At 74.4% G+C, this 14,587-nt stretch carries 16 protein-coding genes; 6 read left to right on the top strand and 10 right to left on the bottom strand.

Annotation, left to right across the window (positions count from 1 at the left end; all coding sequences use genetic code 11):
* Positions 1-69: 69 nt before the first annotated feature.
* From PVK37_RS12165 to PVK37_RS12150, 4 genes are all read right to left on the bottom strand, one after another.
* Entirely contained in the window at positions 70-378 is a 309-nt protein-coding gene (locus PVK37_RS12165; protein ID WP_275033984.1) for a hypothetical protein, read from the bottom strand.
* Between the two features lie 126 nt (positions 379-504).
* Complete coding sequence (locus PVK37_RS12160; protein WP_275033983.1) at positions 505-1,416, bottom strand: hypothetical protein; 912 nt, start codon at positions 1,414-1,416, stop codon at positions 505-507.
* 266 nt (positions 1,417-1,682) lie between these two features.
* The gene (locus PVK37_RS12155; RefSeq protein WP_275033982.1) at positions 1,683-2,132 is read right to left on the bottom strand and encodes a pyridoxamine 5'-phosphate oxidase family protein; all 450 of its coding nucleotides are present in this window, start codon (positions 2,130-2,132) and stop codon (positions 1,683-1,685) included.
* 56 nt (positions 2,133-2,188) lie between these two features.
* On the bottom strand, positions 2,189-2,782 hold the full coding sequence (locus tag PVK37_RS12150; protein WP_275033981.1) for a pentapeptide repeat-containing protein: 594 nt from the start codon (positions 2,780-2,782) through the stop codon (positions 2,189-2,191).
* Between the two features lie 66 nt (positions 2,783-2,848).
* Here PVK37_RS12150 and PVK37_RS12145 point away from each other — a divergent pair, with 66 nt between their 5' ends.
* Both PVK37_RS12145 and PVK37_RS12140 read left to right on the top strand, forming a co-directional pair.
* Positions 2,849-4,081 (top strand): serine hydrolase domain-containing protein, encoded by a 1,233-nt coding sequence (locus tag PVK37_RS12145; RefSeq protein WP_275033980.1) that lies wholly within the window; start codon positions 2,849-2,851, stop codon positions 4,079-4,081.
* A gap of 138 nt (positions 4,082-4,219) precedes the next feature.
* Entirely contained in the window at positions 4,220-4,861 is a 642-nt protein-coding gene (locus PVK37_RS12140) for an NAD(P)-dependent oxidoreductase (RefSeq protein WP_275033979.1), read from the top strand.
* Positions 4,862-4,888: 27 nt separating this feature from the next.
* Here PVK37_RS12140 and PVK37_RS12135 read toward each other — a convergent pair whose 3' ends face one another.
* The 6 genes from PVK37_RS12135 to PVK37_RS12110 all read right to left on the bottom strand — a co-directional run bounded on the left by PVK37_RS12135 (position 4,889) and on the right by PVK37_RS12110 (position 10,304).
* Positions 4,889-5,353, bottom strand: coding sequence for a PPOX class F420-dependent oxidoreductase (locus PVK37_RS12135; RefSeq protein WP_275033978.1), 465 nt, complete (start codon positions 5,351-5,353; stop codon positions 4,889-4,891).
* A gap of 68 nt (positions 5,354-5,421) precedes the next feature.
* The gene (locus PVK37_RS12130; protein WP_275033977.1) at positions 5,422-6,063 is read right to left on the bottom strand and encodes a DUF6642 family protein; all 642 of its coding nucleotides are present in this window, start codon (positions 6,061-6,063) and stop codon (positions 5,422-5,424) included.
* A 157-nt stretch (positions 6,064-6,220) separates the two neighbouring features.
* Positions 6,221-6,670 carry a hypothetical protein gene (locus tag PVK37_RS12125; protein ID WP_275033976.1) on the bottom strand — a complete coding sequence of 150 codons (450 nt, stop codon included), beginning with the start codon at positions 6,668-6,670 and terminating at the stop codon, positions 6,221-6,223.
* Between the two features lie 82 nt (positions 6,671-6,752).
* Positions 6,753-8,177 carry an ATP-binding protein gene (locus PVK37_RS12120; protein WP_275033975.1) on the bottom strand — a complete coding sequence of 475 codons (1,425 nt, stop codon included), beginning with the start codon at positions 8,175-8,177 and terminating at the stop codon, positions 6,753-6,755.
* A 79-nt stretch (positions 8,178-8,256) separates the two neighbouring features.
* A complete protein-coding gene (locus PVK37_RS12115; protein WP_423791073.1) occupies positions 8,257-9,069 on the bottom strand; it encodes a response regulator in 813 nt (270 codons plus the stop codon).
* Positions 9,048-10,304, bottom strand: coding sequence for a sensor histidine kinase (locus PVK37_RS12110; protein ID WP_275033973.1), 1,257 nt, complete (start codon positions 10,302-10,304; stop codon positions 9,048-9,050). Before PVK37_RS12110 ends, PVK37_RS12115 begins: the two co-directional genes overlap by 22 nt.
* Before the next feature lie 133 nt (positions 10,305-10,437).
* On the opposite strand from PVK37_RS12110, the gene PVK37_RS12105 reads away from it, so the two are divergent.
* The 4 genes from PVK37_RS12105 to PVK37_RS12090 all read left to right on the top strand — a co-directional run bounded on the left by PVK37_RS12105 (position 10,438) and on the right by PVK37_RS12090 (position 14,488).
* Positions 10,438-11,337 (top strand): ABC transporter ATP-binding protein, encoded by a 900-nt coding sequence (locus PVK37_RS12105; protein ID WP_275033972.1) that lies wholly within the window; start codon positions 10,438-10,440, stop codon positions 11,335-11,337.
* Entirely contained in the window at positions 11,334-12,122 is a 789-nt protein-coding gene (locus PVK37_RS12100) for an ABC transporter permease (RefSeq protein WP_275033971.1), read from the top strand. The genes PVK37_RS12105 and PVK37_RS12100 overlap by 4 nt, the downstream gene beginning before the upstream one ends.
* Entirely contained in the window at positions 12,119-12,937 is an 819-nt protein-coding gene (locus PVK37_RS12095; protein WP_275033970.1) for a YqeB family protein, read from the top strand. Before PVK37_RS12100 ends, PVK37_RS12095 begins: the two co-directional genes overlap by 4 nt.
* Before the next feature lie 120 nt (positions 12,938-13,057).
* Positions 13,058-14,488, top strand: coding sequence for an amino acid permease (locus PVK37_RS12090; protein ID WP_275033969.1), 1,431 nt, complete (start codon positions 13,058-13,060; stop codon positions 14,486-14,488).
* Positions 14,489-14,587 lie beyond the last annotated feature (99 nt).

Genomic DNA, 14,587 nt, shown 5'->3' with positions numbered 1-14,587 from the left:
GAATGGTGCCGGCCGGCCTCTGCCGGATGGTGCCGGGCAGGGGCCCTGCCGGGTCGGCCGGGCCCCTGCTCACGCCGGGGCGGTCGGGTCGCCGCGTTCGACCAGGGCGTCGATCTCCGCCGGGCGCAGCCCGCGCAGCGCCAGCACGCGGCGACCCCAGCGGTGCAGCCGGCACGGGTACGGGCTGGCGTCGTTGCGGCAGACCATCCCGCCGGACCAGCGACGCGGGGCGTGCACCACCACCGCCCGGACGGCGAACTGCGCGTCCTCACCGGTGACGTACGGCGGAAGGGGGATCTCCCGGAGCACCTCCCCGGCCGGGCCGCCGTCGGCGTGCGGGGTGACCGGCCGGACGGTGCGAGCGGTAGTGACGCTCATCTGCGAAGCCTCCCGAGATCGTCGGTTCTGCCGAACAGGAAGTTACGATCGGGTGGACGCAGCGCGACGGACAAACTGTCCCGGCGCGACACCGCGGGGGAACCGCCGGCCGCCGACCGGGTCGGCTCAGTGCAGCGCCACCGCCTGGAGGTCGACGTTGCCGCAGTGCCGGTCGAAGGCGTGCTCGACCCGCCAGTCGACCAGCAGTTTCGCCCCTGGCGGCGCCCGGAACCGCACGGTGAACTCGGCGGTCCGGTTGGTGTGCGGGTCCTCCAGCCGGACCGTGGTGACCGGGCCACCGGTGGACAGCCGGGCCTCCAGCCGCCCCCGGGCCATCCAGAGCCCGGCGTAGAGCCGGACCGTCCGCACCTCACCGTTCCCGGCCACGGCGAGCGCGAACCCGTTGCCGGCCCCGCAGGCGTAGACGCCGGTGGAGGTACCGGCGATCGACCGGACCGGGGTGCCGTCCCGCCAGCGGAACAGTTCGGGGTTGGTGTCGTGGCCGCCCCGGCCGCCCGAGCCGCCCCGGTCGACGATCTCGCCGGAACCGTCGCGCTTGCGCACCACCGAGTCGCCGCCGCGCAGTCCCCAGTGGACCCAGTCCCGGCCGCCCACCGCACTCAGGTCCACCACCGCGGGTGCGTCCGCGTGCCGGACGTCGAGCAGCGGCGGCACCGCCGGCGTCGGCGTCCGGGACGGGGTGGGTGGCGCGGGCGGGGGCGTCGGCCAGCGCCGGCGGGGTTGCAGGCCGGGTGAGGGCAGCGCGGCGCCCAGGTCCGCCCCGGTGGGGAGGGCGGCCGGGGCACTGGGCCACGACCGGGCGGCGCCCGGCGGGCCGGCGGGATCCGGGCCGTCCGGCACCGTCCGACGGGCCGCGAGCCAGGGGACGGACACCACCAGTCCGGCCACGACGGCCAGCGCCGCCACCGCCCAGCGGCGACGCTGCCGGGTCCGGGCGAGCCGCCGCAGGGCCACCCGGGTCCGGCCGGTGGGGCGGTACGCCGGGCTCGGCCCGGACTCGTCGGAGCCGACTCGCACCACGGAACCTCCGCTCCCGTCCGGGCCACACCGACGCTGGCCACGAACCGCACGACGGTCCACGGTGCCGTCGGCCCGGTGCCGGTTCGGTGCCGCGGTCGCCGGCATCCTCCCCCGTGGACACCAGGAGGGTACCCGTCCACGGTGGCGGCCTTCACCGGTTGGTGGGGTCCGTCGGCGATCGACCGCTGTCGTCCCGGTCGGCCCGGGGAACGGCGGGTGGACGTGGCGGGTTCCGCACCGACGACCACCCTACGGGTGACCGGTCAGCGACGCTGCCGGCGGCGCAGCCCGCGCCCCGGGTGCCAGCTCTCGATCACCAGGTGGTCGGCCGGCGTACCGACCCGGGTGAGCACCACCTCGGTCAGCTCGATCCGGAACCGGTGCGACCCGTCCTCGCCGGGTGGCAGTTCGTGCGCGATCCCGGCGATCTTGGCGTCACCGGCCCAGCCGGGCGGGTCGTCCTCCGGCGGGTCCTCGCTCGGGCAGTGCAGCGCCACCCGGGGGTCCCGGCGCAGATCCTGCGCCTTCAGCGCGCCCGCCATGCTGCCCAGGCGCAGGTCCCCCGCGTCGAACTCGAACTCCGTCCCGCTGATCCGGGGCGAACCGTCCCGCCGCAGCGTCGCCATCGTCCCGTGTTTGCGGACCGCGAAGCGGGCCCGCACCCGCCGCGCGAAGTCCGGCTCCTCGTCCACCAGATCCGACCACCATGCCATGCCCTGAGGATGGCAGTCATACCTGACAGCCGGTGACGGCTTTCCGGCGGCGGTGGTCAGCGGACCTCGAAGCCGAGCCCCCGGGCCAGCACCAGCGCCTGCTCCGGGTCGATGAGCGCGCCGCCCCGCTCGACCAGCGTCGGATCCAACCCGCTCAGGTCGCTGCCGCGCAGGTCGCAGCGGGTCAGCCGGGCCCCGGCGAACTGCCCGCCGGAGAGGTCCGCGCCGGTCAGGGTGGCACCGGTCAGGTCGGCCCCGGTCAGGTCGACCTCCCGCAGCCGTACGCCGGCCAGGTGCGCCCCCCGCAGGTCGGCCCGGGGCAGGGCGACGAAGGACCAGTCCCCGCCGTCCACCCGCAGCGGACGCAGCTCGCACTCGGTGAACGTGCTGCCCACCAGCTTGCAGCCGGTGAACTCGGCGTCGAAGAGGACACACCGGGTGAACGTGCACCGGGTGAAGGCCGAGTCGACGTGCCGGGAGGCGTTGAACCGGACCCCGCCGAAGACGCACTCGGTGAAGACCGCGCCCCGGGTGGTCGCCTCGGTCAGGTCGACGTCGTGGAAGGAGCAGCGCACGAAGTGCCGGTCGACGATCTCCTCGGCGTACCAGTCGTCGTGGCGGAAGGTGGCGTCCTCGGTCAGCTCCGGCACGGCTCTCACCCTAGAGAAGCCCACCGACACTTTCCGTCCGACGTACCGGCTAGTAGGTTCGGGGGTGTGAAGGTGTCGCGGAACATCGACCCGGACGAGATCGGCTTCGACCCGGCCCGGCTGGCCCGGATCGACGAGCACTTCGGCCGGTACGTGGCCGCCGGGCAACTCTCCGGCTGGCAGATCGTGGTGACCCGACGGGGACACGTCGCCCACTCGTCCACCTACGGGCTGCGGGACGTGGAGTCCGGCGCCCCGGTCGAGGCGGACACGCTGTGGCGGATCTACTCGATGACCAAGCCGGTCACCTCGGTCGCGGCCATGATGCTGTGGGAGGAGGGCCGCTTCGAGCTGACCGACGAGATCAGCCGCTGGCTGCCCGAGTTCGCCGACGTACGGGTCTACGCGAAGGGCTCGGCGGCCAAGCCGTACACCGTGCCCGCGGTCGAGCCGATCCGGGTCTGGCACCTGCTCACCCACACCGCCGGCCTGACGTACGGCTTCATGCAGACCTCGGTGGTCGACGGCCTGTACCGGGCGGCCGGCTACGACCTGCACTGGCCGGCCGGGGTCGACCTGGCCGCCGCCTCGGTGGCCCTGGCCGAGCTGCCGCTGCTCTACCAGCCCGGCAGCGCCTGGGGGTACTCGGTCGCCACCGACGTGCTCGGCCGGCTGGTCGAGGTGGTCTCCGGGCAGCGGCTCGACGAGTTCTTCACCGAGCGGATCCTCCGCCCGCTGGGCATGACCGACACGCACTGGTGGGTCGACGGGGACGACGCCGAACGGCTCGGCGCGCTCTACGTGCCCGACCCGCGCACCGGCCGGCTGCTGCGGCACGAGCAGCTCGGGGCCGCCGCCCGGCAGCGGCCGACCCTGCACGCCGGCGGCAGCGGCCTGATCTGCAGCGCGTACGACTACCACCGGTTCACCCAGTTCCTGCTGCGCGGCGGCGAGCTGGACGGGGTACGCCTGCTCGGCCCGCGCACCGTACGCTTCATGACCCGCAACCACCTGCCCGGCGGGCAGGACCTGGGCGCCCTCTCGGTCGGCGGGTTCGCCGAGTCGATCTTCGACGGGATCGGCTTCGGCCTCGGTTTCGCGGTGGTGCAGGATCCCATCCCCAGCCGGGTGCCGAGCAGCGTCGGCGAGTACTACTGGGGCGGGGTGGCCAGTACCGCCTTCTGGGTGGATCCGGCCGAGGAGATCACCGCCCAGCTCTACACCCAGCTCCTGCCGTCGAGCACCTACCCGCTGCGGGCGCAACTGCGCCAGCTCGTCTACTCCGCGCTGGTCGACTGAACCACCGCCGGCCGGGCCACGACCGGTCCGGGGTCCGGCCCGGTCGCCGGCCGGGCCGGGATCGCCGTTCCGCCGACAGCCGGGGTGACCGCTCCCTAGCCTGGAGGCGGAGCACGTCGATCAGGCGGGGAGGCGGCCATGAGCAACATCGTCGTGTTCGGCGCCGGGGGCACCGCGGGTTCCCGGATCACCGCCGAGGCGGTCCGCCGTGGGCACCGGGTCACCGCCGCGGTCCGGCGTCCGGAGGCGGTCACGTACCTGCCGGCGGAGGCCCGGGTGGTCACCGGTGACGTCACCTCGGCGCGCAGCGTACGCGAACTCGCGCCGGAGGCGGACGTCTTCGTGGTCGCGGTCGGCGGTGGCGAGCGGACGCTCTGGCCGGACGCGGCCCGGACGCTGGTGTCGACGCTGCGCGAGGTGCCCGATCCGCCCCGGATCATCCACCTCGGCGGCGGGGCCACTTTGCTCGCCCCGGACGGCACCCGGTTCCTCGACGCGCCGGACTTCCCCGACCGCTACCGTGACCCGGCGCTGGGCCAGGCCGAGGCGCTGGACCTGTACCGTTCCGCCGCCGACGGGGTGCCCTGGACGTACCTCTCGCCGCCACCGCTGGAGTTCCACCCCGGCGAGCGCACCGGCCGGTACCGCACCGGCGGCGACCATCCGGTCACCGACGCGCAGGGCCGGTCCGTGCTGTCGTACGAGGACCTGGCGGTGGCGGTGCTGGACGAGATCGAGAACCCGCGTCACCTGAACACCCGGTTCACCGCCGCCTACTGAGCCGACAGCGCACCGGGCGGCGGCCGGTCAGTCGGCCAGGCGGGCCGGGAATCCGCCGGTGGCGACCGGCCCCCACGAGTCGATCGTCACCCGGATCAGCGACTTGCCCTGCCGGACCATCGCCTGCCGGTACTCGTCCCAGTCCGGGTGTTCCCCCGAGATGCTCCGGAAGTACTCCACCAGCGGTTCCAGCGCCTCCGGCAGGTCGAGCACCTCGGCGGTACCGTCGATCTGCACCCAGGGCCCGTTCCAGTCGTCGGAGAGCACGCAGGCGGAGACCCGGGGGTCCCGGCGGATGTTGCGTACCTTGGCCCGCTCCGGGTACGTCGAGATCACCAACCGGCCCGCGCCGTCGACCCCGCAGGCGACCGGGGAGGACTGCGGTCGCCCGTCGGCCCGCATGGTGATCAGCACCGCGCGGTGCCGTGCGGCGAGGAAGTCGATCAGACCCGACCGGTCCACCTGGTTGTTCGTCGCGATGCTGCGTGCCATCGCTCGTTTCTACCAGCGCCGCGCCGTGGCCGCAGCGCTCCCCCGGCGCGGGTCGGCGGGGCGGGGGCTCAGCGCGGTCGGGCGGCGGAGGGTTCCCCGACCGCCTGGGCGGGCACCCGGGGCCGGTTCGTCGGCCGCCACGCCCGGCCGTTGGCGTAGATCACCCGGAATCCCAGGTACGAGGCGAGCGGCGCCCAGTGCGCCGAGCCCATCCGCCGCTCGGCGGCGTTGTGCTGCTGGCCGTTGGCGAGCACGTCGAGCAGGACGGTCTCGAAGGCGGCCGACTCCACCCAGTCGACGTCCCGGGTGAACCCGCAGACCAGGGCGGCCCCGGTGACCGCCAGGAACTCCCGCAGTACGGCGTCGGAGGCGCGCAGCACCGAGCAGCTGCCGAAGTAGATCCGCTTGCCCTCGCACCGGCCGGCCATCTTCTCCGCCACGTCGGTCAGCTCGACGGAGTGCCAGTCGGTGAGGTGCAGCCGGCTCGGGGTGCCGTGCATGGCGAAGAAGCCGACCCGGTAGTCGGCGTACTGGCGGAGCAGCCACCGGTCCAGGAAGAAGTTCAACTCGTCCGGGGTGGCGGCGTCCTTGTGGATGAACCGGATCCGGCCGAGCCGCTCCAGCAGCTCCAACGTCGGCAGCACCGAGCCCCGCTCGTGCAGGTCACGGTGCCACTGGCCCTCCAGGCAGAAGATCCCGCCCCGTGCCATGCCACCTCCCGCGTCGCCCCGCTGCGTGACGTTACCGCCGATCGGCCGGTACCGCCGCACCATGGCACGCCGAGGTGACCTGCGACAACGGGCCGAGCAGTCGACCGGCCGTGACCGGGGCGTCCGGCCGTGCGTCCGGTGGCCCGGCCCGGGTCCCTCAGCTCGCCTGCGGCCAGCGCGGCGCGGGGACCCCGGGAGCCGCCGGGCGGCCCTGGCCGCCGGGCCGGGCGACCGGCCGGGCCGGGGACGCAGTCCGGACCGCCGGGTCACGCGCCGGGTACGGCCCCGGGCGGGTGACCCTGGTCGGGCCGGTCACGACGAACGGGAACGGTACCCGGACGAACGGGTTACCGTGCCGGACCAGCGCGTCCACCTGCCGTTCGGAGAGCCCGTGCGTCTCCAGCACCCGCCGTCCCCAGCGGCTCAGCCGGCACGGGTACGGCAGGCCGTCGTTGCGGCACCTCGGCCCGGCCGGCCACTCCTCGGCGGCGTGCACGACCACAGCCCGGACCGCGATCCGGACGTCCTCGGGGGTCAGGGGCACCGGCAGTGGCAGATCACCCAGCGCCCGGTCGATCGGATCCGTCGACTCCTCGCCAACTGGCACGACAGGCTCCCGTCGCTCGGCGGCGGGGCGGCCGATGCGCCGCACCGCTCGCCCACTGGTACGGGCCACCGGCGGACACGGTTCAATCCGGGTACGCGAGAAGCAGGTCCTCCGGCGACAGGACACGTACCCCCTCGACGGTCCCACCGCTGCGGGACACCGCGACCGGCACGGTCTGCTCGTCCGCGCCCGGGAGCCGGGTGCGGTGCAGCAGCAGCCGCCCCAGGTCGTGCCCGTCGAACGGCCGGTTCTCCTGCCACTTCACCGAGCCGACGAAGGTGATCCGCCGGGCGACCGGGGCGCGGTCCGCCCCCACGAGGTCGATCTCCGGGTCGTTCGTCCTGGTCCAGTACCCGCCCACCACCGCCGTCTCCGCCGGCAGGAAGCCCTCGGGCAGTCGGCGCAGCGCCTCCCGTACCAACGGCTCGACCGCCCGGCCCCGCCAGGACAGCCAGTTCGCCCTGATCCGGGCCAGGGTCAGGTCTCCCCGCCCGCGTTCGATCTCCGCCAGGTACGGCCCGAGGAAGGAGAGCCAGAACCGCAGGTAGGGGTCGGCGACGCTGTACCGGGTCTCCCGGGACGCTCTGGTGGACAGCGGCACCGCCACCTCGATGATCCGTTTGGCGCTCAACGTGCGCAGCGCCCGGGTCAGCGACGCCTGGGGCAGATCGCCGGCGGCCCGCATGACCAGGGAGAAGGTGCGCTCGCCGGAGCCGATCGCCCGGAGCACCGCGCCGGGCTGGGACTGCGCCGGGAACTCGGCGGCCAACGCCCGTTCCCCGCTGACCAGCAAAGCGGAGGTCGGGTCGGTGACCGCTTCGGCGAGGTAGTCGAACAGGGTGGCCCCGGCGGGCCACTCGTCCATGATCAGCGGTAGGCCGCCGGTGACCAGGTGGGCGTCGAACGCCTCGGCGGCCGGCAGGTCGAGCATGTCCCGGGCGTCGGCGGGGCTCAGCGGCGGGACGACCATCTCGGTGGCGCGCTGGTGGAACGGCCGCCCGTAGTCGTTGAGCGCCTCCATCATCCCCAGGTCCGAGCCGACGCAGACCAGCAGTACGGGACGGCGGGACAACTCCCGGTCGAAGACCTTCTGGAGGGTTCCCTCGAAGCCGGCATCGGTGGCGATCAGGTACGGCATCTCGTCCAACACGACCACGCTCGGCCGGTCGACCGGGAGCGCGGCGGCGAGCAGGGTCAGCGCGGCGTCCCAGGTGCGCGGCTGTTGGGCCGCGAAGAGCGGAGCGCCGGGCAGGGTCGAGGCCGCCACCGCCTCGACGAAGAGCGCCAGGTCGGCCTCCACGCTGGGCTGGCCGGAGGCGGTGAAGAAGAGGTACGGCACCCCGGCCCGCTCCACGAACTCCTCGACCAGCCGGGACTTGCCGACCCGACGCCGGCCCCGCATCAGCAGGGCCCGTCCGGGGCGGCCCGCCCGGCCGCCCCGGACCACCCGCTTCAGCTGACCGTCCAGCAGCCCGAGTTCCCGGGTACGCCCCACGAAGCCGTCCACGAAACACTCACCGCCGATACCCTCACGCGTGAAACACTCAACGATGAGTGTATCGCGGAGGCGGACCGTCGGAACCGGATCAGACCAGTTCGGCGTCGTGGACGAGCAGGGCCACCTGGACGCGGTTGTTCAGTTCCAGCTTCGTCAGCAGCCTCGACACGTACGCCTTCACCGTGGCCACGCTCATGAACAGCTCGGCGGAGATCTCCGCGTTGGTCCGGCCCCGGCCCAGCGCGACCGCGACCTCCCGTTCCCGTTGGCTGAGCCCGGCGAGCAGGCGTAGCGCGCGGTCCCGCCTCGGGTCGGGGCGGGCCTCGGTTGGTGTGGACGCGGTCACGTGGGCGATCAGCTGGCGGGTGACCGTCGGCGAGAGGGTCGCCTCGCCGGCCGCGACCCGGCGGACCGCCTGCACGATCTCGGCGGGCGGGGTGTCCTTGAGCAGGAACCCGCCCGCCCCGGCCCGCAGCGCCCGGAGCACCTGGTCGTCCGCGTCGAAGGTGGTCAGCACCAGCACCTCGGGCGGGTCGGGCAGCGCCCGCAGGGCCTCGGTGGCGGCCAGCCCGTCCACCCGGGGCATCCGGATGTCCATCAGGACCACGTCCGGCGCGTACGCGGCGACGGCGGCGGGCACCTCGCTGCCGTCGCCGGCCTCGCCGACCACGCGCAGGTCCGGCGCGCCGCCGAGGATCATCGACAGCCCGGCCCGGACCAGCGGGTCGTCGTCCACGACGAGCACCCGGACCGGCGGCCCGCCGGGCCCACCAGGCCCGGCCGCGCCGGGCACACCTGCCCCGCCGGGCACACCTGCCCCGCCGGGCACACCGGTCCCGCCGGGCACACCGGTCCCGCCGCCCGCAGCGTCCGGGCCGGTCATGCCGGCCACGGGAGCCAGGCGGCGAGCCGGAAGTCACCGGAGGAGTCCCGGCCGTGGGTGAGGCGTCCCCCGGCGAGGTGGACCCGCTCGGCGATCCCGACCAGCCCGGTGCCGGTACCGGGGATCTCCGGGTCGGTCGCCTCGCGTACCGGACGGCGGTTACGGATCTCGACGGTCAGCCCGTCGCCCCGCCCACCGGCCAGTTCGACGGTGACCAGGGCACCGGGGGCGTGCTTGCGGGCGTTGGTCAGCCCTTCCTGCACGATCCGGTACGCGCTGCGGCCCACGGTGGCCGGGACGGCGTCGGGCGTGTCGACCCGGTCGCGCAGCTCGACCCGGACCCCGGCGGCCCGGGACTCGTCGACCAGCGCCGGCACGTCGGCAAGGGTGGGCTGCGGTCGTTCCGGTACGGCGGCGGCTCCGGCGGGTTCGGCCCGGAGCACCCCGATCACCGCGCGCAGGTCCTGGAGGGCGGCGTGCGCGCTGCCCCGGATCACGCCGGCGGCGCGGGCGACCTCCTCGGGCGGTGCGTCGGGGCGGAACTCCAGCGCCCCGGCGTGCAGGCTGAGCAGGGAGATCCGGTGGGCGAGCACGTCGTGCATCTCCCGCGCGATGCGGGTCCGCTCGACCTGCCGGGCCTGGGCGACCCGGAGTTGCTGCTCGGCCTCGGCCCGGTCGGCCCGTTCCCGCAGCGACACGATCAACTGTCGGCGGGCCCGGACGAACATGCCCCAGGCCAGCACGGTGAGGCTGAACACCACTCCCCAGGCGGTGGTCGCCCAGTACGACAGGTTCGGGTCGGGGCGCAGGTGGCTGAAGGCCAGGTTGGTCAGCAGGCCGGCGACGGTGACGACCATGGCCACGGCGGTGCGGCGGTGCACCACCACCGTGAAGTAGATGATCAACGACGAGACGGCGGAGGCCATCGAGAAGACGGTCAGCGGCAGCGAGGCCACCGCCAGCGCCACCGGCCAGCGCCGCCGGAACCAGAGCAGGACGGCGAAGAGCACCCCGAGCGCCGCGTCCGCCGGGATCATCCACCCGTACGGCAGCCGGGTGGCGAACTGCGGTTCGGGCGAGGCGGCGTCCACCGTCGCCACGACCGTCCAGCCCAGGGCGAGGACGAAGCAGAGGACGTCCACCAGCCAGTCCCGCATGGTCCGCCGGGCGGACCGCCGGGTCGGGTCCGCCGGCCGGGCCAGTACGCCGGGCAGCAGCCAGGGATGATCGGGTACGGCGACGGCGCTGCTCATGCCCCCATGCTACGGAGCGTCACCGGGCCGCCGGTACCGACCAAAGTCGAGTCCGACACGTCGACCAAGGTCGGTGCGGTCCGGCACTCCCGGCCGCAGCGGATGGCCGGGTGGCGGGGGCAGCCTCGACGGCATGATCTCGGTCGAGAACCTCACCAAACGGTACGGCCCGCACGCCGCCGTGGACGACGTGTCCTTCACCTGTTCACCGGGCACGGTGACCGGCTTCCTCGGTCCGAACGGGGCCGGCAAGTCCACCACCATGCGGATGATCTGCGGTCTGACGTCCCCGACGTCCGGCAGCGCCACGGTCGACGGGGTGCCCTACCGCCGGCTGCCCAACCCGGGCCGCCGCATCGGCGTACTGCTGGACGCCTCGGCGCAGCACGCCGGGCGTACCGGCCGGGAGACCCTGGCCCTGGCGGCCCGCACCATGGGCGTCGACCCGGCGCGGGTGCCGGCGACCCTGGACCGGGTCGGGCTGAACGCGGCGGCGGCCAAGCGCCGCGTCGGGGCGTACTCGCTGGGGATGCGGCAGCGGCTCGGCCTGGCGCACGCGCTGCTGGGTGACCCCCGGATCCTGATCCTGGACGAGCCGGCCAACGGCCTGGACCCGGAGGGGATCTTCTGGATGCGCGGCCTGCTGCGCGACTTCGCCGACCGGGGCGGGACGGTACTGCTCTCCTCCCACCTGCTGCGCGAGGTGGAGGCGGTGGCCGACCGCCTGGTGGTGATCGGCGGCGGCCGGGTGGTCGCCCAGGGCGGCCGGGACGAGCTGCTCGCCGGGGCCGGCACCCTGGTCCGGGCCCGGGACCCGCACGCGCTGCGCGCCGCGCTGGCCTCGGCCGGGCTCGACGCCGCCAGCAGCACCGACGGGGGGCTGCTGGTGCACGCCGAGGCCGGCGCGGTCGGGCAGGCCGCCGCCGACGCCGGGGTGGCGCTGCTCGAACTGCGTCCGGCCGGCAGCGGCGGCCTGGAGCAGCTGTTCCTCACCCTCACCGCCGACCAGTCGACCAGGAAGGCCGTCCGATGACCACGTTGACCGCCGAGGCACGCCGGACGCCGTCCGTCGTCCCGACCGAACGACGCCCGTCCCTGGCCCGGCTGACCGGGGTCGAGCTGCGCAAGCTCGCCGACACCCGGGCCGGGCGCTGGCTGCTGGTGGTGATCGTGCTGGCCGCCGCCGCGATCGCCACCGTGCAACTGTTCGTCCTGCCCGACGCCGAGCAGACCTTCCGGGCCTTCTTCGAGCCGTCGCTGCTGCCGGTGGGGCTGCTGCTGCCCGTACTGGGCATCCTCTCGGTCACCGGGGAGTGGTCGCAGCGGACCGCGCTGAGCACGTTCGCCCTGGTCCCGGCCCGGCACCGGGTGGTGGCGGCGAAGCTCGTCGCGGTGGTGCTCGCGGCGGCGGTCTCGGTGGTCGCCAGCGTGGCGGTCGCGGCGACCGCCACCGCCGTCGCCGGGCTCACCGGCGGGGCCGGCACCTGGTCGGTGCCCGGTTCGCTGCTGCTGCACGCCCTCGTGTTCCAGGTGGCGAACGTGCTGATCGGGATGGGGTTCGGGTTGCTGCTGGGCAACACCCCGCTGGCGATCGTGCTGTACTTCGTGCTGCCCACCGTCTGGTCCGTCCTCGGGCAGATGATCAAGGCGCTGCGCGAGCCGGCGCAGTGGCTGGACACCACCGTGACGATGGCGCCGCTCACCACGCCGGACGTCACCGCGGGGCAGTGGGCCCGACTCGGCGTGTCGCTGCTGGTGTGGCTGGTCGTACCGCTGGTCGCCGGACTGGTCCGGACGATGCGGCGCGAGGTGTCGTGACCGGCCGTGACCCGGTCCGGCCGGGCGGCTTCCGCCGGTCGGACCGGTCGGGCTGGCGGGGCTGGCTGGGCGGCTCCAGCCGGCCGGAGCGGTCGGGCTGGCCGGGTGGCTCCAACCGGTCCGGCGGGCCGGGGGTGCCGACGGTGGTCGGTGGCGGCGGTGGCGAGCTGGCCGTGTTCTGGGCCGGCTTCCCGTTGCTCGGCGCCGGGGCCGGCTGGCTGCTGACCGCCTTCGCGCCCTGGCTGGTGGACGTACCGTGGCGCCCGCTGCGGCGGCTGGCCCGCTGGTACACCGAACTGCCCGAGCCGCCCGCCACGGTCGGTGCGCTCACGCTGGGCGTGCTCGCCGGGCTGGCGCTGGCCGGTGTCGCCAGCTGGGAACGTCTGGTCGTCCGCGTCGGCGCCGACCGGGTGGCCCTGCGCCGCAACGGCCGGACCCGGGAGCTGCCCCGGGCGACGGTCCGGGCGGTCCACCTGGACGGCCGGCAGCTCGTCCTGCTCGGCCCGGACGACGAGGAACTGGTCCGGGAGAAGTCCGACCTGAGCGGCCGGCGACTGCGGACCGCGTTCCGGACGCACGGGTACCCGTGGGTGGCGGAGGACCCGCACCGGACGGACTGGCGGCGCTGGGTGCCGGGCCTGCCCGGCCTGCCGGCCGGGGCGGACGCGCTGCTGCGGGCCCGGCAGGACGCCCTGAAACGTCGCCGCCGCGACGACGCCCTCGACCTGCGCCGGGAACTCGCCGGCATCGGCCTGGTCGTCCGGGACGAGGCCGACCGCCAGTACGTCCGCCGGACCGGTACCGCCCCCGACTGATCCACCCCGCTGGAAGAAATCGGCGCTCGGGTCGGTTCCGACCCCGACGGTGGTTGCGTCGGACGGTAACCGGGTATCCGCACGGTCATCGAGCACAGTGGATCGAATGAGGGGGTGGCGATGACCTCCGCACGGCGTACCACGGTCGGCCGGGGACTGCTCCGCCGCAAACCGGTCGAGGAGATCACCGAGGAGCGCGACGACGGGCTGGCCCGGTCGCTCGGGCTCTGGCAGCTCACCGCGATCGGGGTGGGCGGCATCATCGGCGCGGGCATCTTCGCGCTGGCCGGCGCGGTCGCCAACCAGACCGCCGGACCGGCCGTGCTGCTGTCGTTCCTGATCGCCGGGGTGGCCAGCGCGGCGGCGGCGCTGTCCTACGCCGAGTTCGCCGGCATGATCCCCCGGGCCGGTTCGGCGTACACCTACAGCTACGCGGTGCTCGGCGAGGCGGTCGCCTGGTTCATCGGCTGGGACCTGCTGCTGGAGTACACCGCGATCGTGGCGGTGGTGGCGATCGGCATCTCCGGCTACTTCGGCTTCCTGGTCGGTGAACTCGGCGTCGACCTGCCGGAGTGGATGCTCGGCGCGCCCGGCACCGGAGACGGCCGGGTGGTGGACCTGTTCGCCGTACTGCTCTGCCTGCTCATCGCGTTCCTGCTGAACCGGGGCATCCGCAGCGCGGCCCGGTTCGAGACGGTCGTGGTGGGGCTGAAGGTCGCCGTGGTGCTGCTGGTGATCGTGGTCGGTTTCTTCCATGTGCGTACCGCGAACTACTCGCCGTTCTTCCCGTTCGGGGTGGGGGGCGCGTTGACCGGCGCGGCCACGGTCTTCTTCGCGGTGTTCGGGTACGACGCGATGAGCACCGCCGCCGAGGAGTCGAAGGACGCCCGCCGGCACATGCCGAAGGCGATCCTCTACTCGCTGGCCATCTCGATGGTGCTGTACGTGCTGGCGACGCTGGTGCTGACCGGGATGCAGAACTACACCGGGATCGACCCGGAGAGCGGCTTCTCGTCGGCGTTCGCCTCGGTCGGGCTCTCCGGGCTGGCCAGCGTGATCGCGGTCGGCGCGATCATCGGCATCCTGACGGTGATGTTCACCTTCATGCTCGGCGTGACCCGGGTGTGGTACTCGATGAGCCGGGACGGTCTGCTGCCCGGCTGGTTCGCCAAGCTGCACCCGGTGCGGCGGGTGCCGAGCCGGGTCACCTGGATCGTCGGGGCCGGTTCGGCGGTGATCGCCGGTTTCCTGCCGATCCGGCAGGCCGCCGAGCTGACCAACATCGGCATCCTGCTCGCCTTCGTGGTGGTCTGTGTCGCGGTGATCGTGCTGCGGTACCGCCGGCCGGACGCGCCGCGTACCTTCCGGCTGCCCGGGATGCCGGTCGTCCCCGCCCTCGGGGCGGTCTTCTCGCTCTGGCTGATCACCTTCCTGGCCGCGGAGACCTGGCTGCGCTTCGGGCTGTGGTTCCTGATCGGCGCGGTCGTCTACGCCCTGTACGGCTACCGCCGCTCCCGGCTCCGGGCGGGCCCGGACGGGGCGACCGACTGACCCGGGGCGGCGGTAGCCGCGCCGCCCCGGGGTGGTCACGCCGGCCCCGGGGTGGTCACGCCGGCCCCGGGGTGGTCGACCGGCCCCGGGGCGGCGCGG

The sequence above is a fragment of the Micromonospora cathayae genome (assembly GCF_028993575.1).
GTDB lineage: Bacteria > Actinomycetota > Actinomycetes > Mycobacteriales > Micromonosporaceae > Micromonospora > Micromonospora cathayae.
This window is presented reverse-complemented; position numbering and strand designations above follow the sequence as displayed.

What these genes read in the sequence shown, in the direction of transcription:
- PVK37_RS12165 (WP_275033984.1), bottom strand. Translation starts at nt 378, where the DNA reads ATGAGCGTCACTACCGCTCGCACCGTCCGGCCGGTCACCCCGCACGCC.
- PVK37_RS12155 (WP_275033982.1), bottom strand. Translation starts at nt 2,132, where the DNA reads ATGGCATGGTGGTCGGATCTGGTGGACGAGGAGCCGGACTTCGCGCGG.
- PVK37_RS12140 (WP_275033979.1), top strand. Translation starts at nt 4,220, where the DNA reads ATGAGCAACATCGTCGTGTTCGGCGCCGGGGGCACCGCGGGTTCCCGG.
- PVK37_RS12135 (WP_275033978.1), bottom strand. Translation starts at nt 5,353, where the DNA reads ATGGCACGCAGCATCGCGACGAACAACCAGGTGGACCGGTCGGGTCTG.
- PVK37_RS12130 (WP_275033977.1), bottom strand. Translation starts at nt 6,063, where the DNA reads ATGGCACGGGGCGGGATCTTCTGCCTGGAGGGCCAGTGGCACCGTGAC.
- PVK37_RS12110 (WP_275033973.1), bottom strand. Translation starts at nt 10,304, where the DNA reads ATGAGCAGCGCCGTCGCCGTACCCGATCATCCCTGGCTGCTGCCCGGC.
- PVK37_RS12105 (WP_275033972.1), top strand. Translation starts at nt 10,438, where the DNA reads ATGATCTCGGTCGAGAACCTCACCAAACGGTACGGCCCGCACGCCGCC.
- PVK37_RS12100 (WP_275033971.1), top strand. Translation starts at nt 11,334, where the DNA reads ATGACCACGTTGACCGCCGAGGCACGCCGGACGCCGTCCGTCGTCCCG.
- PVK37_RS12090 (WP_275033969.1), top strand. Translation starts at nt 13,058, where the DNA reads ATGACCTCCGCACGGCGTACCACGGTCGGCCGGGGACTGCTCCGCCGC.